This window comes from Rhizobium sp. NFR03, assembly GCF_900111275.1.
Taxonomy (GTDB): domain Bacteria; phylum Pseudomonadota; class Alphaproteobacteria; order Rhizobiales; family Rhizobiaceae; genus Ferranicluibacter.
Genome location: NZ_FOGR01000002.1, coordinates 607,116 through 628,010, shown reverse-complemented (window position 1 = coordinate 628,010; position 20,895 = coordinate 607,116). Strand labels below are relative to the sequence as shown.

The following is a 20,895-nucleotide window of genomic DNA, read 5'->3' as shown; positions in this document are numbered from 1 at the left end:
CATATGCCGACAGTTCTAGGCGTCCAAGCTTGCGCGGGGATGGCAGGCGAGCCAGGACGGCAGGCGCCGGGCGTGGGCCTTGCATGGTCCTCCGGAGGGATCAGAAGCCGGTCTGGATGCGAGAGAAGACGATGTCGGTGAAGATCGAGACCTGCGAGCCGATGAAAGGCGCGGCGATGGCGACGGTTACGAGAACCGCAAGGATCTTCGGAACGAAGGTCAGCGTCATTTCCTGAACCTGCGTCAGCGCCTGGATCAGGGCGACGACGAGGCCGACGACCATGGCGGCGAGAACGGGCGGGCCGGATGCCACGACCACCGTCCACATTGCCGTCTGTACCATATCGAGAGCGTCGGCCTCATTCATTGCAGTATCACTTCACCACGGAGGATCGGACCAGTTCCCTGACCGAGACCGCTACTTAACCGAAACCCCAGGACCGATGGGAAGCTTGGTGCCGTTTTCCAGAAGCGCAACGATTCCGTCGGAGTATAGCGTGACCTCTTTCACCACACCAGTCGTCTTGCCGTCCGCGCTCGTCACTGTCTTGCCGATGACGGCGTTGGCTTCCGAGAGCGAGGTGCGCTGCAACAGGCTTTCCAGATTGGTGTTCGTCTGGATGGTCTGCTCGACCTGAGAGAAGGTCGCGAGCTGGGCGATCTGCTGGGTCGAGTCCATCGGCTGCGTCGGATCCTGATTTTTCATCTGGGCGACGAGCAGCTTGAGGAAGCTGTCATAGTTGAGGTTGGCCTTGGTGGACGCGGTCGCCGCATCCTTGGCTGTGCTGTTCGTCGTCGTGGTGGTGGGCGCCGTAGCGCCGACAGGACCGGCTACCGCCATGGTGCAATCTCCTTGCGGATGTGTTCGATCATGGCCGGCGCCATTTCCTGAGCGTTGAGGATCTTGTCTTCGATCGGGTAGAGACCACGGATCGCCTTCAGGGCGTCGAAGGCGCGGCCCTGCATGACGAGACCGTCGACGCGCTTCAGTTCGGAGAGGATCTCGTCATTCTTGAAGCAGTTCAGAAGCATGACGATCGACTTGCGGAACATGATGGTCGACTGCTCGGCACCTTCCGGATTGATCAGGATCATCTGGGCGATGAAATAGAGCTGACGCAACGGGGTGGTCGCATCCTCCGGCTGGAGGACGTGGTTTTCGAGCAGGAAGGTGACATCGTTCAGGAACTCGACCGCCACCTTGCGATCGACCCGCAGAACGGCGCCATTCACAAAAATACGTTCGCCCGACTTCAGCGAGATGCGCAGTGTGCTTTTCATTTCAGTCCATCCCTGATGATGGTTGTGATGTCGATGATGCCCTGGAAGTTCGAGGATTCGCGTTTGCGGATCTTCTCGGTTTCGCTCAGAATCCAGATGGCGATGGAGATAAGATTGGCACGCAGCTCTTCGTTCAGCTGATTGTCCGGCGCGCGCAGATCCTCGATGAAACGAATCCAGAGGCGCCGTGTGTAATACACCGCTTCGATCGCCTCGCGGGAGTACCCCTTCTGCTGGCTGGCAGATGCAAGAAGCGCTATCGAACGGTCGAGGACCTGCCGTTCACGATCCTTGGAGTCGGCAACGCCGTCTTCCATGATCTCGGCATACGAAAACTGATACATTCAGACATCCCTCATGTTTGTCTAAGGCCTCTACGCATCAGAGGAAATTGATCAAGCTCAGCTGCTGCATCCGCGACGTGAGCGTGTAGGACGTTTCGATCTGCGTCATCAGCGCCTTCATTCGCGTGGTCGCCTCATAGGGATCGACACCTTCGAGATCGCTGACATGGGTGGTGAGCAACTTCGTCTGGGAGTCCAGCAACGTATTGGCCTTGCCGACGCGCCCCTCGGACGTGCCGAGATCGCTTCCCATGCTGATCAAGCCGGATATCGCCTGCTGGGTGTAGTTCTGGGCCGTCTCGCTGACGACCAGACGCGCCTGGCTGGAAAGATCCTCGGCCAGCAGTTCGGTGGCGATCACGGAAGCCAGGACCATTTTGCGGACGCCCGCCTCGTTGGCGTTCGTCGTCGTGGAAACGATCTCGGATCCGGAAATGCGGCTCTGGATGTTCTTGTCCGACGCCTGCGACCAGTCCGTCATCCACTGATCGGGAATGGCGTTTTCACCGGCGCTCGTGTCGCCGACATAGAGGGGCACGATCTTGCGATCGATGAAGTCCTTCATCTGCGTTGCAGAGAGGTCCCTGTATGTCGAGATAGGGGCATTGGCAGGATTGCTGTTGTTCTCCTGCCTGAAACTCGCGAACGCATCGGCAAAGGTTTGCTTGGCGGCCGTGTTCTCGGCGTAGGGCGTGAGAGGCCTGGCGTCGGAATTCAGGCCGGACAGAAGATATTCACCGTTGGACTGCGAGTTTGCGGCAACGAAAAACGCATTGAACGTCGAGGTGATCGCCGTCTTCGTGTTGGCCAGCCGCGAGGCGTCGTCGACGCCCATGCTCCCTACCAGCGTCGTGTTCATTTCCTCGCCGGACTTGCGCATCGATTCGATGGCAAGCTGCGAGGTCGAGAGACGCTGCGTGACGAGGGCGTTCGTGTCCTTGATATTGCTCAGACGTCCCAGCTCGTCCTTGAGGCTGACCAGTCGCGACGCGCCGGAACCGAGAGAGGCACCCGGATCGGCATGAACGCCCGTCGTCGCCTCCTGCTGGAGCTTGACGACTTCCGTCTGCCCGCGCTGGACGCTGAGCCGCATGGCGTTCTGAACCGCCAGGTTGGAAATGAATGACGTCTTCATTTTATCTCACCATGTCCAGCAGGGATTTGAGCATTTCGTCCACCGTGGTCATCAGCTTTGCCGACGCCTTGTAGGACTGCTCGAGATCGAGCATCAGCGACAATTCCTCATCGAGACTGACGCCGGTTTCGTTGCTCAGCGTCTGCTGCATCTGGGCCAGCATAGCGCCCTTGGTCTCATCGGCAGATGTCGCCGCCTTGCGCAGCTGCTCGATCCAGCCGATCGAATTCGAGGCGTAGCTCATGACGGTACCGGTTTCGCCGATATCCGCGTTGGCGTCGAACGCCTGCACTGCGCCCATCTGGTCGTAGAGATCGTTGAGGCGGTTGTTGAAGCCTGCGAGATTGGACGTATTGTAAGTATAGTTCGTCGAGCCGTTCGTGTTGTTGAAGCCGCCGTCCCGCAGCAACATGGGATTGGCATCGATCAACGCGTTGACCTTGATGCGCCCGGCAAGACCGGCGGATATCGTGCCCGACGCCGGCATGTCCGGGTTCATCGAATCGATGAACAGACCCGGCAATCCCGGTTCCCGGTTTTCCTCGGGAAGCGTCTGGTCCGTCTCGCGGAAGGCGACGATGAGACCGCGGGCGATCTCGTCCAGCTGCGTCTGCATCACGGGTGCGATATCGTCACGAAGCTGGAAGAGAGCTGCAAGCGTTCCCTGCGACGAGGTATTGCCGCCGGTACCGGGCTTCAGCTCTTCATTGTCGATCTCGACATGAAACGGCGGGGATGAAGAGCCATCCTTGCCGGCCAGTTCGACCTTGCGCGCCGATGTTTCGAAGAGCACGCTGCCATCGCTCGTATAGATGACGGTATCCATGCTCTGACGCATAGTCGTCGAGATACCAACGATGCCGGCTATCGACTTCAGGAGCGAGTCCCGCTTGTCGAGCGCATCGCTCGCATCCTTGCCATTGGCCAGCATTCCAACGACGGTATTGTTCACCTTCTCGAATTCCGCGAGATATTCGTTGAGCTGACCGACCTGCTCGCCGATCTCCTTGTCCGTCGTCGCCTTGACCTGATCGAGGACAGTGGAGGCGGCGTTCAAGGCATTTGCAACGTCACGCGCTCCCGCAATGGCGGATCTCGCCTCCGTGATCCCGCCCGACGACTGACTGAACGTCTGGAGGCTGTCGCGGAACGACGTCATGTAGGTCAATGGCGCCGTCGGATAATCCGCACCGCCAAAAGCCGACTGGATCTGCTGAAGACCGAACAGCAGTCTCGACTGCCCGGCATTGTCCGAGATGCTCGAAATCGTCTGTTTGAACAGCGCGTCGTTCTGGGCGCGCTGCAATTTGAGAAAGGGCTGTCCGTCGGTGTCTACGCCCATCATGGCGAGACGACGCGAGTAGTCGGCGTTGCCGACATTCGCGATGTTCTGCGATACGACGGCCGTCTGCTTGCCGGTATTGCTGAAGATCGTCTGAGCCGTGGTAATGGCAGAAGCGAGAGACATGACGGAGCCCGTCCTTTTCTATATCAGCGCTTGAGGTTGACAAGCACGTCCAGAAGGTCGGCGCCTGTCTGGAAGACCTTGGAATTTGCCGTGTAACTGCGTTGGGATTCGATCATCGCTGTGAGTTCGTTGGCAATATCGACGTTGGACCCTTCGAGAGCGTTGTCCTGGACGCCCCCGAACTTGCCGGTACCTGCGTAACCAACGGAAACCTCGCCGGATGAGGCACCCGCCAGGTAGACGTTGCCGGTCTGCGGCTCGAGATTGTTCACGCTCTGGACCGTTGCAAGGGCCAGCCGATAACGAGGATCCAGATCGTTGTTTTCGTATCGGACGTAAACGATACCTTCCTTGTCGATCTCGAAGCCGGCCACCGGGCTCGGCGCGTTTCCATCCTTCTCGCCAGGTTCAGGAGTGAAGACTTTACCTAGCTGGGTCGTCTTGGACAGATCGATCGTGATCTCTTTGAGCGTCGCGCCCGCATACGTCTTCTCGGCCGTAGTAAGCGTAACGGGAGAGGTCGTCAGGCTGCCGTCTTCTCCGAAAGTCATCGTGGTGTTAGCGAGCGCGTCACCGGTGGCGCGATCTGTCACGGCGACGCTCCAGGCGTTGGTTCCCGTCTTCGTATAGGAAATATCGAGGATACGCGCATTGCCCTGCGTATCGTAGACGCTCATCGAGGTCGTGGATGCAGGATCATTATCCGGCGTCCGCGAGTCCAGATTTGCACCGAAGGCCGCAACCGTCGTTCCTGTTGCCGTCAGGCCGCCGGACGACAGATTGATGTTGGTCAGACCATCGAAGCTGTTGGCGATGGCCGTCGGCGCCTGGCCGTTGACATAGGCATAGCCCTGAAGCGCGTAGCCACCTGAATTGATCAGGTTGCCGGCTTCGTTTTTGGTAAAGGCACCGGCGCGCGTCATGAAGGGGTTGCCCGTTGCGTCCGATACGACGAAGAAGCCCTCGCCGTTGATCCGCAAATCGGAACCGGAGGTCGTCGTGACCGTGGCGCCTTCGTTCTCGATGCTGCGGCGAACCTTCGTCTCGACGCCACCGGAATTGTAGCTTCCGCCCGTGGATGGCAGGATCAAGGAGGAAAATTCCGTCGATGAGCGCTTGTAGCCAGTGGTGCTGGCATTCGCGATGTTCTCCGCGACGGTGCTAAGGCGGTTGGCCTGGGCGTTCATGCCGGAACCGCCGGTCTGCATCATTCCAAAGAGACTCATGTCCAATCCTCGTTTCGTTCGTCTTGGCGACACTAGGAAGCAAGCCTTGCGTGAACCTGTTCAGGCTGCCTGCCGCAGCATCGAAAGCAAAACATCGAGTACGATTTCCGTAAGAAAATCAGCATGCTAAAACGAGAAAGAGCCATGGCGCCTCTCGATTGCGAACCCTCGTCGTTCGCTTTCGAAAGACCCCATGGCTCCCACAGAAACCGGGGCAGAAGATAGAGCCTCAGCTCCAGTCGATGCAGTAGCCCAGGAAGCGCTTGCTATCGATCGGGTCGAAGCCCAGCTTCTTGCGCAGCTTCTTGCGCAGCTTGCTGATGTGGCTCTCCACGACGTTCTCTTCGACGTCTTCGTCGAAGATGCCGTAGATCGCGTTGAAGATCTGCGACTTGGAAACGCGACGGCCGCGGTTGGCGACCAGATATTCCAGGATGCGGCGCTCGCGGCGCGGCAGCGCGAAGGTATCGCCTTCGATCTCGGGATCGCGGCCGTCAGAGAAGACGCGGATCGCACCGATATCGGTGTAGTTCGAGAGGGACTTCAGGCGGCGGCGAATGGCAGCTGCACGGGCCAGGATCTCGCGGGGATGAACCGGCTTGCGCACGACGTCATCGACTCCGCAGTCGAAGAAGGCGAGCGTGGCTTCGAGGGACGGCGTGTCGCTGATGGCGATGACCGGGGCCGTGGAACGATCGCGAATAGCGCGGGGAAGGGTCATGGCCCGTTCGCCCTGACCGATCAGGAACGCTTCGACAGCGTCGATATCGCTGTCTGCGGCGGTGGCAACCCAGTCGCCGAATTCCTTGGGATCAAACCCGGTGGAGGGTACGCCTTCTCTTCCGAAGAGAGAGGTGTAGCCATCTTTTACAAGTTCACGTTCATCAACCACTACGATCATTCGTCCGCTCCGAATCAGTATGGTGTTTTCCAATACGTCATTGGTACGAATCATGGCGCCTTGTCACAATTAGAGGCTTTTGGTGGGTAGAAATGGTACTAGCTCAGGGCCTCCGCGCCGATTTGATCAAGATATAGTGGTTCATTTCGAGACACCAACTATTAATTCTGTGGAAAGGTTAACGCGTGTTAATGATGGGCATAGCACGCGCCTTATTTCCAAGGCGAAAGACAAACGTGTGCATTGCAAGAAATCATCGATTTGAAATCGCATAGGTTGTTATTAACGAGGGGTTACCGACAGAAGGACGCAGCGTTCGGCGTCCACTTTCCGTAACCGGTCGCTACCAGATTTGCGATCACGCGGCAGACATATTGCTTCTGAGCGGGATCGTTGTTCGGTCCGGCGTGATATCGCGCGACCGCCATGGTCCATGTCTCGTGACGGGCATGGAGATTTGCCAGGAAGCGGGCAGCGTATTCGACGTTTGCGCGGGGATCGAGCATCGCTTGCGGCGAAGAAAAATTCTCTCCGTGAAAGCGATAATTGATCTGCATGCATCCGAGGTCGATAAGCTTTGCACCTGCTGCCCGTGCCTCTTCGAACCTTAGCAGCACCTCCTGAGCGCTCGATGCGAACACGGCCTTGCCATCGATGTTCATGGCATAGGGCTGCAACGAGCCCTTGCGTCCCGTTTCCGTCAGCCCGACCGAGTAGAGGATCCCTTCGGGAATACCGTATTTGGCGGCCGCAGCGACGATTTGGCTTTCACACAGGCCGGCATCCGAGCCGGATGTGGCCTGTGCGACCATGGGAGCACTAGAGATAGAGCTCGTCAGAAAGGCCAGGCTGAGGAGCCGCAGGCGTTTCACGAAGCGTGTCTTGTCTGGTCCGCCCGTCATCTGCATTCCGCTGTCCTGCACCGCCATTACGACCTTCTCCGCCATTGCCGGCTGCAAGGCCGCCCTGGCTATCCCGTCCGTTCTGCGACGGCTGCTGCTGGTTGCCCTGCGGCATCCCGGAGTTATCGTTACCGGCCGCGCTGTCCTGCGGCGTAAAGATGATATTGACCTGATCGACCTGGAAGCCCTGGGCGCGAAGCGCCTTGATCATGCCATCCTGGTCGTTGGTAAGCTGCCGGTAGGCATCCCCTGTCTGGACACGAAGATCGATCTGCAACTCGTCGTCGCGCAAGCGCAGCGTGGCCGTGACGAGACCGAGGTCGATCGGATGCATCTGGATCTTGAGCGTATTGACCACCTTGCCGGTAGCGCCATGCGGCCCCGCAATGCCCGTACTCGTTTGAAGGGCTTGCGTCGGATCGCCGTTACCCGTGATCGCGGCCGCAACGGCCTGTGCGTTGGCCGTCATCGGCAGCTGGTTGCCGAGCGTCGGTGCGATGCCGAGATAGCGCCTGGCATCCAGCACCGTAACGGTCTCGGCCTTGGTATTCGCCTGATCGTTCGATGATTTGGAAGTGGGTCGGTCGGCATCCGCTCGCAGCGAGATCGGGCTCGACTTGCCATCCGCCCGCGCGAAGCGGAAGACCTGGTCCGCACCATCCGTCGATGCCGGCAACGGCGATGTATCGGCCGCTGCCATGGCGATGGGCATGTTGATCCTGTCGCCCCCCAGCTTCAGGCCGGGCATCCCAGCCTCCGCATCGAGCTTAGCCTTGACATTCTCAGTCTTGGCGGATGCACCCACCACCGGCTGAGCCACGACCGGACCAAGAATTGCCATGAGGCTGCGGATATCCACCTCTTCGACAGGCGCGGGGGCTTCCGCGGGCTCCTCCGCAGGTTCAGGCGGCATCTCGGTGGTCGCCTGCCGTGTCGGGCGTTGAAGAGGCGACTCTGCGTCCTGCGCAGATACCTTTTCAGCGACATCCTCGACAGCATCCGATGGCTGCGTCACACGTGCTTTTTCAGAAGCGAGCGCTTGCATTGCCGGTTCTGAGCCAGCTACGGACTCATCCGCTGCGGTTACCCATTTACTGGCATTCGTGAGGATAGCCGCCGAAGCCGACTTCTGGGGAACTCCGGACGAGACTGTAGAAGCCTCTGCAGTCCGTTCCGGCATTACGACGCGAAGCCGCGCCGCTGGCGTCTGGGTGTCAAGGCTCTTGCCGGCTGCAACCTTCTTCTCTTCGTCTGCAGGCGCTGTCGCGGAAGCCGCTACGTTTTCGGCACGAGCGGCCTCGGGATCGGCCTTGATGGCTTTCAGAGCGAGGGTGGCGGAAAGCGTTGCGGCAGCAGATGGTCTGGTGTCAGCCGTTGTGGATGGGGTGGCCGCTGACGCCTTCTCCGGGTTGCCGGCAGGCTTAGACTGGCCTTCGATGTGCTCGCCGACAGCCGTCGCCTGCATCTTCGTGGGCGGCACCGGACGGTTCTCGATGGGTTCATCGGCCGAAGTCGGGGGAAGATCGACCGTTTCTCCGTCTGCGTCCCGCAGCTGCTCCGCCGTCACGATGGACAATAGAGCAAGCGCGTCAGTCCTCACTGTAGGAGCCGTGGAGGGCTCGCCGGACGTCTCAGCCGTGGCCGCCGGTGTGCCACGGGCGACCGCCGCATGTGGCGCCTGTTCCGATTTGCCCTCTGCTTCCGAGGGCATCAAACCAGGGATTCCTGACGCGCGCGGTTGCGCGGCATCCGACGTGCCGGCTTGCGCGGCCGGTACAGATGGATCGGATGGCGTTACATTTGCCGGCTCGTCCGGGCGAGGCTTGGCCTGGGCGACCGAAATGTGCGACTTTGCGCCCGTGTCCCGTGCGGGGCCGAGATCGGCGAACGTTTTGCGAAAAGCTGCGCCGCCTTCCGCCTCGCTTTGGCGGCTCCTGACGGCAGAAACAGTCGCGTGGCCAGCTTTTGCTGCCGGTAGCGCGTCATCAAGGGATCTCATGTCTACATATCCTCCCGCAGCAGGGCGTCGATCTCGCCCAGCTTACTCTTCCCGCTCGTTAGAAACGTCGCCAGCGCCGGATCGAGATCCGTCGAGGCTGGTTTTGCGGGCTCGATGGTGGCAGCCTCCGGCGCCGACGGCGTCGCCGGGGCTGCAAAGGGGCTGTCGCTGCTGCCGGACCCCGATAGAGCTTCGGGAGACGGCGCTTGAGACGCCAGAATGTCAGCGTTGGCTTGTGCTGAACTGTTGGCACTGGCCTGAACCTCCGGAACCGGGGCACGCAGCACCTCCCGTGCGACGGCCTGGGCTGCTTCCCTCAGACTGCGATCACGCGGAGAGAGTTCGGCATCGGGAATGGCTTCGATATCCTTGACGGCTTCGAGAATGCCGGTCGAAGGCACATCCACGAGACCGGAATAGAATGTAGCGAGAGCGTTCGGCTCCCTGTCCGCCGCAGCAGACAGCGATGCCGCGCGCTCGGAGGCGAGCTTCGTCAAGGGTTTCAATCCCGCAATGGCGGCATTCCGCGCAATCCGCAGGAAGATCTCCCGCTGGCGCGGCTTGTCCATGAAGGACAGGATCTCCTCGATCTTCTGACGCTTGGCATCGCCATAATTGGCAACCGCAAGCTCCACGAAAATATCCGCGAACTGCCCGGCATAAGGCGACGTCATGAAGCGACGGGTATAGGCGAGCGAATAGCGCAATGCCTGATCGACATTGCCGGCACGGGTGGTGAGCAAGAGAGAACGGCGCAGCGCCGCTTCTTCGATGTTGGTACCCGGCGCGACAAGTCTTGCCCAGTCATAGGCCTTGACGGCCTTGCCGGGATCCTGCTGGGCGACCGCATTGCCATAGACGAGGTAGAGATAAGGACCGACCGGCGCATTCTTGTACTCGTCGATCGTTTTCGACATCGTCTCCACGATCAGACCACCTTTGCCGTTGAGATAATGGCCGAGGGCATCGGTGATGCGATTGTCGAAATTGCCGTCGATGTCGCGGCTGACAAGATAGGCGAGCGTCTTCGGGTTGCCGCCGCTCATCGCGTAGATCAGCGCCGCGTCCACATTGCGCGGATCGGCAAAGACGTCTCGGTCGGCGGTCATCAGGCGCTTTTCGATGGCGCCGAGCATGAATTGCTGCATATCGGCGGAGGAGAGATCGCCATGCACCACGCTGTCCTGCACATGCTGCAACGAGCGGATCAGCTTGTAAGGCGGCAGGTTTTCGTCCTTCTCCGCTGCGGCGTGAACGGCCGACAGCGAGGCGAGCCAGGCAAGTGATGTGCCGGCCCCAAGAAGAACAGTGCGGAGGGCTTTCATCATGGTTTAGCCCTGGTTCGTTTGCACGAGGATTTCGATGCGCCGGTTTGCGGCCGCGTTCGGGTCCGTGGGAACCTGCAGGCGCCGGTCGGCAAAGCCGCTGATCTGGCTCACGCGGCTCTCGGCGAGACCGCCATGGACAAGCATGTAATAGGCGCTCTGGGCACGATCTGCCGACAGGCGCCAGTTGTCGTAGCCACCCGCCTTGAAGGGCCGGCCATCTGTATGGCCTCGGATGGCGATCGCACCGGTGCGGGTCGACAGCAGCTTGCCGATCTTTTCCATGGCGAGGACCGTGGCGCGCTCCGGGACGGCGGAGCCGAGGCCGAACATCGGCGTATCGCTCTGCTCGCTGATCGACACCAAAAGCCCGCCTTCTGTCGGCGTCACGATGAGGCCTTCGGCGAGCTTGCCGGCAGCGCCGCCGATTTCCTTCTCGATCGCCTGCTTCAGTTCCGTCGCAGCCTTGCTCTCCGCTGGTGACGGCGCAGCTTTGGGTGTTGCCGGATCGTTCGCAGCTGCCATGGCATCGCTTTTGCCGTTGCCGATATTTTCCGCCGCGCCATTACCCGCCTTGTCGGCGGCACTCGATCCGGCGTCGGCTATCTTCTTCAGCTCGACCTGCTTCGTCCAGAAATCCGGATCGAAAGGATCGCGATAGGCTTCACCGCCATCTGCGCCCGTCGCCGGACCTGACGTCGAGACACCACCGTCCCCTTTCGAGCTGATATTGGCCTCGCGACCGACATCGTTGGCGATCTCGGACAGGACAGAATAGGGATTCTCGAAGAAATCGGCGTCGGAATATTTGGTTTCCTCGCCAGACGTCGCAGTTTCATCCTCGCCGCTCTTGGCAGATCCGCCGCTCTTCGGCTGGTCGCCATCGACCTTGGACCGCGACTGTGTTTCCTCACCCTTTGCGTCTTTCGCCGGCGCCTTGACGCCCTTCTCCGCCGGTTCCTGCTGTGTCAGCTGGACCGGGTTAAAGTAGGATGCGATGGCCGCCTTGGTCTTGGGGTTGGACGCGTTGATCAGCCACATCACCAGGAAGAAGGCCATCATGGCGGTCATGAAGTCGGCATAGGCGATTTTCCATGCACCGCCATGGCTACCGCCATGGGCGGGCGCATGCCGCTTGATGATGATGATCTCGTTTTTGCCGTGATGGCTGTTGCTCTCGCTCATGCTATCACTTTCCGCACGGTATCAGCCCAGGCCGATAGCCGGGTCATCAGAATGGAATCGCCGAATTCGGCGGAGAGGTCGATGTCGTCTGTCTCGACGTGTCGGAAGCTCACCTCCGTGTCTGAAAGACGTGCCTCGAGTGTCTGAAACATCCGGGCCGGGCCGCGCACGGTGATCTTTACCGCGTCGCCATCGACGGAATGCCGGATTGCAACGGCGAGCGCCTCGATGGCCTTCTCGGTCAATGATTCCTGCAGGATGGGCGCGAGAACCTGGGCCGTCTGCTCGGAGATCATGTCCGCAAGCAGCGAGCCGATCTCGCTGAAGCGCTGGTGGATGATGGCAGCCGCCTGGTTTTCCAGATTTTCCCGGATCGTTTCGCACTCGGCTTCGTGCTCAGCACGCAAGGCGGCGATTTCCGCCTTATGGCGGGCGCGCATCTCCATCTCGGCATGCTCGCGGCCACGGCCATAGGCACTCTGGCGTTCAGCCTCGATGTCGATGACAGGCTCCGGCGGCAGCTTCGCGACCGGGCGGGTATCGCGGGAAACGGGCTCTTCGATTTCGTGAAAATAGTTCTTGGGCACGCGCGTCAGGTCCACTTTCGGCGCGCTGAAATCCTTGAGATACCGGGAAAGCGGCGCCGTCATTGTTGCATCTCCGACGTCCCTCGCTGCGCAAAGGCGCGCATGGGGGCGGTGCGGGTGGGGAACAACAGGCTTTCGGGGCCGAAACAACGGGTCATGGGCACGTCCGACCGTCTCCTTCTGGGCCCGTGCCTTGTCAGCGGAGCCCGGACATCTCGTTGAGCAGACAGGCGGAACGGAATCCGGAAGGCTGCAAGCGACAGTGCAAGGACAGGATGCACCGGCGGCCCCTTCCCGCGACAAGCGGAATCTTCGGCCTCGACCGCGCTCCTTGGAAAAGGGCACGCGCCAGAGACGGGGCTGCGAGAGGAGAGTAGCGGGTCAAACTTGTGCGAGGGTTGAAGGGTGTTGGACCGCGCTCGGGCAATAGCGCGGTCCAACCGATCCACCGAAGCCGATGACCGCGGCTCCGGCGAATGACAGCTTCCCCCGAAGGGAGGCCTTGTCTCGGCTTACTGCTGGAAGAGGCGCAGGATATTTTCGGAATTGGTGTTGGCGATCGAGAGAGACTGGACGCCAAGCTGCTGCTGCGTCTGCAGAGCTTTCAGGCGGGTCGATTCCTCGTTCATGTCGGCATCCACCAGACGGCCGACGCCCTTGTCGATCACGTCGATCAGGTTGGCGACGAAGCCCTCCTGCAGGTCGATGCGCTTGGTGATGGCACCGAGCGTCGAGGCTGCATCCGTCAGGTTGGACAGGATCGAATTGACGGCCGACAGCATGCCTGCGATTTCCTGGGGTGTCGTATCCTTATCCAGCGCGATGATCTCGCCAGGCCCCACGACACCACCTTGTGCTTCGATCAGATGGTACGTCGCGGCCACCGTTGCGCCCGCGCCGTCCGGCTGGGAGACGTCGATACCTTTGGTCAGCTGTCCACGCGCCGGATCCTTGAGGTCGATCATGATCGATGTCGCCGTATCGTAGTCGAGCGTGGTGACGGAAACGGAGCCATCGGACGAGCGGTTGAACGAACCGACGATGGACTTCGTACCCACGGCATCGACGTTCGCATTGTAGAGCCAGTTTTCACCCGAGAAGGAGGCGGACTGTGCGGCGGCTGCAAGCTGGTTCTTCAGCTCGGTCAGTTCCTTGTTGATCTTGGACTTGTCGACGCCCGGTTCGCTGGCAGCAACGAGCTTCGACTGGATCTCGCTGATGACGTCGATCGAGGAGCTCATGGCGGAGTAGGATGTATCGACCTTGGCTGCGCCGAGGCCAAGTGCGTCCTGAACGGTGGAGAGAGCCATGTTGTCGGAGCGCATCGTGGTCGCAATCGACCAGTAGGCAGCGTTGTCGGCAGCCGTTTCAACACGATAGCCGGAGGAAACGCGCGCCTGCGTCTCTTCCATGGACGTGTTGATCGTGCGGAGTGTCTGCAGCGCTGCCATTGCGGCGGCATTGGTCATGATACTGGTCATTGGGGTTCGCCCTTTAAGAAACGTCGGAAGCATGCGGCCAGTGGCCAGCGGCGACGAAGGAGCGTCATGCACCTGCCCAATTTACCCGATCGGCAGCTCGTCGTCTTAACGATGATTTAATCGCGTTATGGTTAACAAAGTTTTAAATCCGGCTCGACGGTGTAAATCTTTATGAAGATTTGTAAATGAAGATGACGAAATTACTAACTTTATGAAAAGACGATAAAAAAGGCCGCCTCTTGTGGAGGCGGCCCTGGGGTGTCGGAGCGGCGTTGCCGCCGCTTTGATCCTTCTGCTCTTAACGGAAGAGCGACAGGATGTTTTCCGAGTTGGAGTTGGCGATCGAGAGAGACTGGACGCCAAGCTGCTGCTGCGTCTGCAGAGCCTTCAGGCGCGTCGATTCCTCGTTCATGTCGGCGTCGACCAGTCGGCCGATACCCTTTTCGAAGGACGAGCTGAGATCGTTGACGAAATCCGTCTGCAAGGTGATGCGCTTGTTGAGAGCGCCAAGGTCGGCGCCGGCATCCGTCATCGACTGAAGAACTGCATCGACGCCGGAAATGGCTGCGGTCAGGTCGGCAGGAAGGAAACCCGCGACCGTGATATCCAGTGTCAGGACACTGGCCGGTGTGCTCATCGCGCCTGCGAAGTTGGTCGTCAGTTTCCCGATAGTACCAGCTGTAGAAAGATCCCCGTTCGCTTCAACTTCGACCAGGAGGCTCTTCGACGTATCGTAGTCCAGCGTCGTCAGGCTGACGTTGTTGGAGCTGTCACGGTTGAAGCCGCCGACAATGCTCTTCGTCGACATGCCTGCGGTGCCCTGAACCCAGTTTTCGCCGGAGAAAGCGGCCGACTTCGCGATCGACTTGAGCTGGTTCTGAAGCTCGGTGATTTCCTTCTGGACCTTAGCCTTGTCGACGCCCGGCTCACTGGCAGCAACCAGCTTGGCCTTGATTTCATCGACGACCTTGATGGAAGAATCCATCGCCGTGTAGGCAACGTCGGTCTTTGCAGCACCGAGGCCGAGGGCGTCCTGAACCGTTGCGAGTGCCTTGTTGTCCGACTTCATTGTCGTTGCGATCGACCAGTAGGCGGCGTTGTCCTCTGCAGCGCCGACCTTGAGGCCGGAGGAGACGCGACCCTGCGTCGTTTCCATATCCGCGCCGATCTGGCGCAGAGTGGAGAGTGCCGCCATTGCGGAAGAATTTGTCAGAATGCTCGTCATTGTCTACTGCCCCTTTTGAACAGGTAAATGGGAAGGGACATTCCGGCTCTTACCGGGAAACAGCGGCCAGCGTCATGCTTGCTAACGTGTTAAATCTCTTGGTTAACCCGCTGTTTCGATAACCATAGAAAACACCATCAGGGTTAAAGAACCGCTAAGGCGGACAGACAATTCGAATCAGGCAAAAGAAAAGGCCGCGCCTCTTGCGAGGCGCGGCCTTTTCGACTTTGTGTTTTGTCCAGGCCTTTATAGGCCCGCCGTTCCGATTAACGGAAGAGCGACAGGATGTTCTGCGAGTCGGAGTTGGCGATCGACAGCGCCTGGATACCGAGCTGCTGCTGCGTCTGCAGCGCCTTCAGGCGGGTCGATTCCTCGTTCATGTCGGCATCGACCAGACGACCGATGCCCTTGGTGAACGATGCCGTCAGGTCGCTGACGAAATCCGTCTGCAAGGTGATACGCTTGTTGAGAGCACCGAGGTCGGCACCGGCATCTGTCATTTCCTGGAGAACCGCGTCAACACCGGAAATAGCCTTTCCAAGCTCTACCGTATCGAGGCCCGTAATATCGAGTGACAAAACACTCGCGGCTGTCGTCAGTCCTCCGGTAAGGTCCTTCGTCAGCTTTCCGAGAGCACCTGACGCGACAGGAGCGCCGCTTGCGTCCGTCTGGATCAGAATGCTGTTTGTCGTGTCGAAGTCCAGCGTCGTCAGGCTGACGGCGTTGTTCGAGTCACGGTTGAAGCCACCGACAACACTCTTCGTTGCAGCTGCGGAACCCTGAACCCAGTTTTCGCCGGAGAAGGCTGCGGACTTGGAGATCGATACCAGCTGGTTCTGGAGTTCGTCGATGTCCTTCTGAACCTTGGCCTTGTCGACGCCCGGCTCGCTGGCAGCGACCAGCTTGGCCTTGATTTCATCGACAACCTTGATGGACGCATCCATGGCCGTGTAGGCGACGTCGGTCTTTGCAGCGCCGAGGCCGAGGGCGTCCTGAACCGTTGCGAGCGCCTTGTTGTCCGACTTCATGGTCGTGGAGATCGACCAGTAAGCGGCGTTGTCGGAAGCCGAGCCGACCTTGAGGCCGGAGGAGATGCGCGACTGCGTCGTCTCCATGTCGTTGTTGATCGTGCGCAGCGTGGAGAGTGCTGCCATTGCAGAAACGTTGGTGTTGATGCTTGCCATTTAGACTGTCCCTCTAAGGTACAAAAAACAAAAAACTTAGGGACATACCGGACTAACTTACCGGTGATAACGGTTCGGCATCATGCCACTCGGTACCTGTTATTCCTCAGGAGAACCAAACCCGTCATGTAGGGTGAATATCGCAGTCAAAGCTTGCGATTTGCTTAAATCCACCTTTTTGGGACGCGGGCTCGACGGGCCGCAAAATGACGCAGCCTCAGAAATTTAACCAATGAAAACAGGTATTTGAAAAATATATTAAGACTAAATATACCGAGCCGCGCAATACTTGGTTAACCACGCCGCAAAGGTCAGTTAAACGACCGCACCAAACTGCCCACAAGCAGGTTCCAGCCGTCGATCAGGACGAAGAAGAGAATCTTGAAGGGCAAGGAAATGGAGGTCGGCGGGAGCATCATCATGCCCATCGCCATCGTGATGGTCGCCACGATCAGGTCGATGACGAGAAAGGGCAGCATGATCAGAAAGCCGATCTCGAAGCCGCGCCGGATCTCGGAGATCATGAAGGCGGGGATGACGGCACGCAGATCCACGCGGCCGTCCACGACCACGGTCTGGTTCTTCTCCTGAGCAATGTCGACGAAGAGCTGAAGGTCCTTGTCGCGGGTATTGGCCAGCATGAACTCGCGGAAGGGCTCGCTGATGCGGGTGAGCGCTTCCGTCTCGGTGATCTGGTTCTGGATCAGCGGATCGACGCCCTCGCGCCATGCGCGGTCGAAGGTGGGCGCCATGACGTAGAAGGTCATGAACAGCGCGAGGCTAACCATGATCATGTTCGACGGGGTGGTCGCAAGGCCCATGCCGGTGCGCAGGATCGCAAAGGCGATGACGAAGCGCGGAAAGCTCGTGACCATGATGAGGATGCCGGGCGCGACCGACAGGATCGTCAGCAGCCCGAACGTGCGGATGATCCACGAGGCCGCGGAGCCATCGATCGGCTGGTTGAAGATCTGTGAGGGGAACCCTTGGGCCCCTGCGATCCCCGTCATGGCAACCATGGCGGCTATGAATGCGACCAGACGAATCATTGGACCACGAATGTTCTGAAGATCACGTTGGTTACGCGCCCTTCGGAGCGAAGGTCAACCCGTTCCTGAATATCGTCCTTCAGATACTGGAAGCCGCGAGGGCCTTCGATCTGTTGCAGGGAGACGGTGCGCAGGTAGGCTGAGACATCATCGTGGATCTGCTGCGCCATGGCGACGTCGGGCGCGCCCTTGAAGAGGAGCGCCAGTTCCAGCCGGATCCAGTTTTCCGTGGGGTAGGACAGGTTGGTGGTGATCGGGTCGAGCTGGAGAACGCCGTTGGCTTCCGTGGACGCCTTCGGCAGACCTTCCTCGTCCTCCTTCTTGGACTCTCCATGCTCGCCGCCGGCCGGGTCTGGCTGGTTGGCAGCCTCGGCGGCTTCCCGGGCCTTGATGGTGGCCTTCGCCTCCTCCAGCACCCTCGCCTCGTCCGAACTCAGGGGCTCGGGCGCCAACATGCCGCCGAGGAACCAGCCACCGCCGGCGCCGAGCACCGAGACGATGGCGATCGCCGCGATGGTCATGACCATGCCGCTTTTCTTTTTCGACGGTGCGCCGCCTTCGATCTCGTCCATCAGAGCCTCGCTTATACCTTCCAGATGTCCGTCCGATCCGCTTTCTGCACACCCTTGCGGGTTTTTGCAGCGGCGATCAGAGCGGCGATATGATATCCATGACCTGCTGCCCCCAGGGCGGCTGCTGCACTTCCGTCAGGCGGCCACGGCCGCCATAGGAGATGCGGGCCTCGGCGATCTTGTCGTAGGAAATCATGTTTTTCGCATCGACATCCTGCGGCCGCACGATACCGGCGACATTGAGGATGCGGAGCTCATGGTTGACGCGAACCTCCTGCGAACCGCTGATCAGCAGGTTGCCGTTCTCGAGAACCCCCGTGACCACGGCAGCAACAAGAAGGACGAGCTTTTCGGATCGCTCCGTGGTCCCCTCCCCCTTCGTCGAGGTGTTGGAACCGTAGTCGAGATTACCCTTCCAGGCGAAATCGCTTGTCTGCGAGTTGCCGGAGGCGCCGACATTGTAGCCGCTGTCGTTGGTGCGCTTGCGGTCGGTCTTGTTGTCGAAGCTCGCCTTGTCGTCAATGCGGATATCGACGGTGATGATATCGCCGATCTTCATGGCGCGGGCGTCCTTGAAGAGCGCCGATTGCTGGTCGCTCCACAGCGAGTAGCCGCTTGCCACCTGATGCGGCTCCTTGGGATACATCGCCAGCTGGGGCGTCTGCGTATATTGCAGGCCGCTGCCGATCGGGCTCATGGCGGGGGCGCGGCCGACGTCCTGCAACGACGACTGGCAACCGGTCAGAAGGCTTGCGGCCAAAGCGGCCGAAAGGCGAATGTTCATGACGGTTCCTTCGATGTGTTCGGATCGGCGGCACTGGAGATGATGTTGGTCAGGATGGCTGCCTTTTCGTCGCTCATCTCGCTGAGGATGAGGCTCGACTGGCGAGGCGGCAGCTTCATGATGACGGCGGCGGCGATTTCAGAGCGGACCAGGGTCAGCTTGCTGGCCGCAGCGTCCGGCTTCATGGTTTTGTAGATATCGACGAGGTTGAGTTCCGCCTGCTTCAGGAACTCGTCGCGACGCTTGCGCCAGTCCTCGTACTCCGCACGCTTCTTTTCCAGAAGCGCGATGCGCTCATCGACGCCGGCCTGCAACTGCTCGATCTGCTGCTTCTGCAAGAGGTAGCGCTGGTCGCGGGCGGCATCTGCAATATTGGTGCAGAATTGCTGGATTTCACCGCCCTGCGGCGCGCCCGTGCCGGCCGGTGCTGCGACCTCCTGGGCGAATGCGCCCGGGATCGTCAGGACGAGCACGGCTGCGGCACCGACGAGCAGCTGGCGAAGGCGTGGGGAAAGCATGTGTATCGCGATCATTGCAGAACGAGCTCCGCCTGGAGGGCACCGGCCGATTTGATGCCCTGGAGAATGGAAATGATGCCGTCCGGCTTCACGCCGATCGAATTGAGTCCGGACACCAGCGTGCGCAGATTGGAGCCGTTGAGGATGGCGACCTTTCCGCCGGCCTCTGTCGCGTCGATCCGCGTGTTCGGCTCCACGGCGGTCTCGCCGCGCGAGAAGGGCTCGGGCTGAACGACCGTCGGCGTCTCGGTAACCTGCACCGTCAGCGTGCCGAAGCTCACGGCCACTGGAGAGATCTGCACGTCCTGCCCGATGACGATCGTGCCTGTCCGCTCGTTGACGACCACCCGGGCGGGCACGTCCGTCTCGATGACGAGATTTTCAACATCCGCCATCAGACGTGCGAGGTCGGCCATCTTGGGCTTGTCGATCACAACGGTCTGACTATCGCGGGCTTCGGCGATCTGCCCGCCGAACTGTTCGCGTCCATAGCGGTTGATGGCGGCGGCCATGCCGACGGCGGTGGAGAAGTCGGGGTTGCGCAGCTGGAGGACGAGGTTGACCGCGTCCTTGAACTTAGCTGGCAGCTCGCGCTCGATAATCGCGCCGTTCGGCACGCGTCCGGCCGTGGTAATGCCTTGCTGCAATGTCGCGGCATCGCCTTCGGCGCTGAAGCCGGTGACGACGATGGACCCTTGCGCCACGGCGTAGATCTGCCCGTCGGCACCCGAGAGAGATGTCATGACGAGGGTGCCGCCGCGCAGCGAGGTGCTGTCGCCGAGCGACCCGACCGTCACATCGATACGGCTGCCGGGGCTGGCGAAGGGTGGAAGGTTGGCGGTGACGAGCACGGCTGCAATGTTCTTCGACCGCGACTCGCCGCCCTGCGTGGAGATGCCGAGGTTCTGCAGCATGGCGCGCAATGACTGCTCGGTGAAGGGTGAGGAACGCAGGCTGTCGCCCGTGCCCTGAAGGCCGACAACGAGGCCGTAGCCGATCAGCTGGTTGTCGCGGCCCGACTGCAGCGAGGCCACGTCCTTGATGCGCGCGGCGGCGGATGCGGTATCGACACCGATCGTCAGGTTAAGCGGCAGGCTGATAGCCAGCGCCGCAACCGCCGCGATGAGGCGCCGTGCCATGGAAACGATCATTTTGCCACCACGTGTACTGTGCCGTCTGCCATGACGGTGCCCGAGACGATCATGCCGGAATCGGTGTTGCGGATACGAATGAGGTCGCCGACCGCGGCGTTGTCGAGCGGCGAGCCGCCGGCCGTGATGGTCAGCGAGCCGTTCGAATAGACGATGCGCACGGCCTTGCCGCGTTCCACGGCATAGGGCTCGCGAAGCCCGGCGACGAAGATGACGCGCCCGGCGAGAAGCGTGCGGTTGGTCACCTTGCCAACGACCTGATCGAGCCCGGACGCATAGTCGCCCGACAGATCCGGATTGGTGACGGCGACCACCTGCAGGTGCGTCTCTTCGATGGTCTGGCCGGGATAGATGGTTTCCGTCGGAATGACGGCGGTCTTGGATGCGGTCCGAGCGCCGTTCTGGATGCTGCTCTGGCTTCCGGCCTGACCGCTCGCGCCGGTGATCGTCATCGTTGAAAAGGCGGCGGCACACAGCATCGTGGCAAGCAGGCGCCGGGTAGCGGACTGCACGAAGCGCGCCGCCAACCCTTCTTTCCTCAGCCTGTTCATCGGGCGAAACATCATGTCTGCCGCTCC

The 20,895-nt window shown here is 60.3% G+C and carries 21 protein-coding genes and 1 pseudogene; all 22 read right to left on the bottom strand.

Annotated features, from left to right (window positions below):
- Nucleotides 1-100: 100 nt before the first annotated feature.
- The 22 genes and pseudogenes from fliQ to flgA all read right to left on the bottom strand — a co-directional run bounded on the left by fliQ (nt 101) and on the right by flgA (nt 20,883).
- A complete protein-coding gene (gene fliQ, locus BSG19_RS08230; RefSeq protein WP_092986638.1) occupies nt 101-367 on the bottom strand; it encodes a flagellar biosynthesis protein FliQ in 267 nt (88 codons plus the stop codon).
- A 51-nt stretch (nt 368-418) separates the two neighbouring features.
- A complete protein-coding gene (gene flgD / locus BSG19_RS08225; protein WP_092986636.1) occupies nt 419-841 on the bottom strand; it encodes a flagellar hook assembly protein FlgD in 423 nt (140 codons plus the stop codon).
- Nucleotides 832-1,281, bottom strand: coding sequence for a flagellar biosynthesis repressor FlbT (gene flbT / locus BSG19_RS08220; RefSeq protein ID WP_092932171.1), 450 nt, complete (start codon nt 1,279-1,281; stop codon nt 832-834). The genes flgD and flbT overlap by 10 nt, the downstream gene beginning before the upstream one ends.
- On the bottom strand, nt 1,278-1,625 hold the full coding sequence (gene flaF / locus BSG19_RS08215; RefSeq protein ID WP_092986634.1) for a flagellar biosynthesis regulator FlaF: 348 nt from the start codon (nt 1,623-1,625) through the stop codon (nt 1,278-1,280). Before flaF ends, flbT begins: the two co-directional genes overlap by 4 nt.
- A gap of 37 nt (nt 1,626-1,662) precedes the next feature.
- Nucleotides 1,663-2,760 carry a flagellar hook-associated family protein gene (locus BSG19_RS08210; protein ID WP_092986632.1) on the bottom strand — a complete coding sequence of 366 codons (1,098 nt, stop codon included), beginning with the start codon at nt 2,758-2,760 and terminating at the stop codon, nt 1,663-1,665.
- A 1-nt stretch (nt 2,761) separates the two neighbouring features.
- Nucleotides 2,762-4,228, bottom strand: a complete 1,467-nt coding sequence (gene flgK, locus BSG19_RS08205) for a flagellar hook-associated protein FlgK (RefSeq protein ID WP_092986630.1) — start codon at nt 4,226-4,228, stop codon at nt 2,762-2,764.
- 23 nt (nt 4,229-4,251) lie between these two features.
- Nucleotides 4,252-5,454: a flagellar hook protein FlgE gene (locus BSG19_RS08200; RefSeq protein WP_092986628.1), complete on the bottom strand. Its 1,203-nt coding sequence runs from the start codon at nt 5,452-5,454 to the stop codon at nt 4,252-4,254.
- Nucleotides 5,455-5,683: 229 nt separating this feature from the next.
- Nucleotides 5,684-6,355 carry a transcriptional activator Rem gene (locus BSG19_RS08195; RefSeq protein ID WP_092986626.1) on the bottom strand — a complete coding sequence of 224 codons (672 nt, stop codon included), beginning with the start codon at nt 6,353-6,355 and terminating at the stop codon, nt 5,684-5,686.
- Nucleotides 6,356-6,648: 293 nt separating this feature from the next.
- A complete protein-coding gene (locus BSG19_RS08190; RefSeq protein ID WP_092986624.1) occupies nt 6,649-7,167 on the bottom strand; it encodes a transglycosylase SLT domain-containing protein in 519 nt (172 codons plus the stop codon).
- Nucleotides 7,168-7,174: 7 nt separating this feature from the next.
- Nucleotides 7,175-8,968 (bottom strand): flagellar hook-length control protein FliK, encoded by a 1,794-nt coding sequence (locus BSG19_RS08185; RefSeq protein ID WP_244529144.1) that lies wholly within the window; start codon nt 8,966-8,968, stop codon nt 7,175-7,177.
- A 290-nt stretch (nt 8,969-9,258) separates the two neighbouring features.
- A complete protein-coding gene (motC, locus tag BSG19_RS08180; RefSeq protein ID WP_092986622.1) occupies nt 9,259-10,584 on the bottom strand; it encodes a chemotaxis protein MotC in 1,326 nt (441 codons plus the stop codon).
- 3 nt (nt 10,585-10,587) lie between these two features.
- Complete coding sequence (locus BSG19_RS08175; RefSeq protein WP_092986620.1) at nt 10,588-11,766, bottom strand: flagellar motor protein MotB; 1,179 nt, start codon at nt 11,764-11,766, stop codon at nt 10,588-10,590.
- Nucleotides 11,763-12,416 (bottom strand): hypothetical protein, encoded by a 654-nt coding sequence (locus BSG19_RS08170; RefSeq protein ID WP_092986618.1) that lies wholly within the window; start codon nt 12,414-12,416, stop codon nt 11,763-11,765. The genes BSG19_RS08175 and BSG19_RS08170 overlap by 4 nt, the downstream gene beginning before the upstream one ends.
- Nucleotides 12,417-12,865: 449 nt before the next feature.
- Complete coding sequence (locus BSG19_RS08165) at nt 12,866-13,834, bottom strand: flagellin N-terminal helical domain-containing protein (RefSeq protein WP_092986616.1); 969 nt, start codon at nt 13,832-13,834, stop codon at nt 12,866-12,868.
- A 298-nt stretch (nt 13,835-14,132) separates the two neighbouring features.
- Complete coding sequence (locus BSG19_RS08160) at nt 14,133-15,059, bottom strand: flagellin N-terminal helical domain-containing protein (RefSeq protein WP_092986614.1); 927 nt, start codon at nt 15,057-15,059, stop codon at nt 14,133-14,135.
- A 266-nt stretch (nt 15,060-15,325) separates the two neighbouring features.
- The gene (locus BSG19_RS08155; RefSeq protein ID WP_092986612.1) at nt 15,326-16,243 is read right to left on the bottom strand and encodes a flagellin N-terminal helical domain-containing protein; all 918 of its coding nucleotides are present in this window, start codon (nt 16,241-16,243) and stop codon (nt 15,326-15,328) included.
- Nucleotides 16,244-16,554: 311 nt separating this feature from the next.
- The gene (fliP, locus tag BSG19_RS08150) at nt 16,555-17,292 is read right to left on the bottom strand and encodes a flagellar type III secretion system pore protein FliP (protein ID WP_092986610.1); all 738 of its coding nucleotides are present in this window, start codon (nt 17,290-17,292) and stop codon (nt 16,555-16,557) included.
- Nucleotides 17,289-17,864, bottom strand: a complete 576-nt coding sequence (locus tag BSG19_RS08145; RefSeq protein WP_092986608.1) for a flagellar basal body-associated FliL family protein — start codon at nt 17,862-17,864, stop codon at nt 17,289-17,291. The genes fliP and BSG19_RS08145 overlap by 4 nt, the downstream gene beginning before the upstream one ends.
- Before the next feature lie 76 nt (nt 17,865-17,940).
- A complete protein-coding gene (gene flgH / locus BSG19_RS08140; protein WP_092986606.1) occupies nt 17,941-18,648 on the bottom strand; it encodes a flagellar basal body L-ring protein FlgH in 708 nt (235 codons plus the stop codon).
- Nucleotides 18,645-19,166 carry a MotE family protein gene (locus tag BSG19_RS08135; protein ID WP_244529143.1) on the bottom strand — a complete coding sequence of 174 codons (522 nt, stop codon included), beginning with the start codon at nt 19,164-19,166 and terminating at the stop codon, nt 18,645-18,647. The genes flgH and BSG19_RS08135 overlap by 4 nt, the downstream gene beginning before the upstream one ends.
- Before the next feature lie 11 nt (nt 19,167-19,177).
- A pseudogene (locus BSG19_RS08130) lies at nt 19,178-20,215 on the bottom strand (flagellar basal body P-ring protein FlgI); the annotation flags it as partial.
- A 98-nt stretch (nt 20,216-20,313) separates the two neighbouring features.
- Nucleotides 20,314-20,883 (bottom strand): flagellar basal body P-ring formation chaperone FlgA, encoded by a 570-nt coding sequence (gene flgA / locus BSG19_RS08125; RefSeq protein ID WP_244529142.1) that lies wholly within the window; start codon nt 20,881-20,883, stop codon nt 20,314-20,316.
- Between the last annotated feature and the right edge of the window lie 12 nt (nt 20,884-20,895).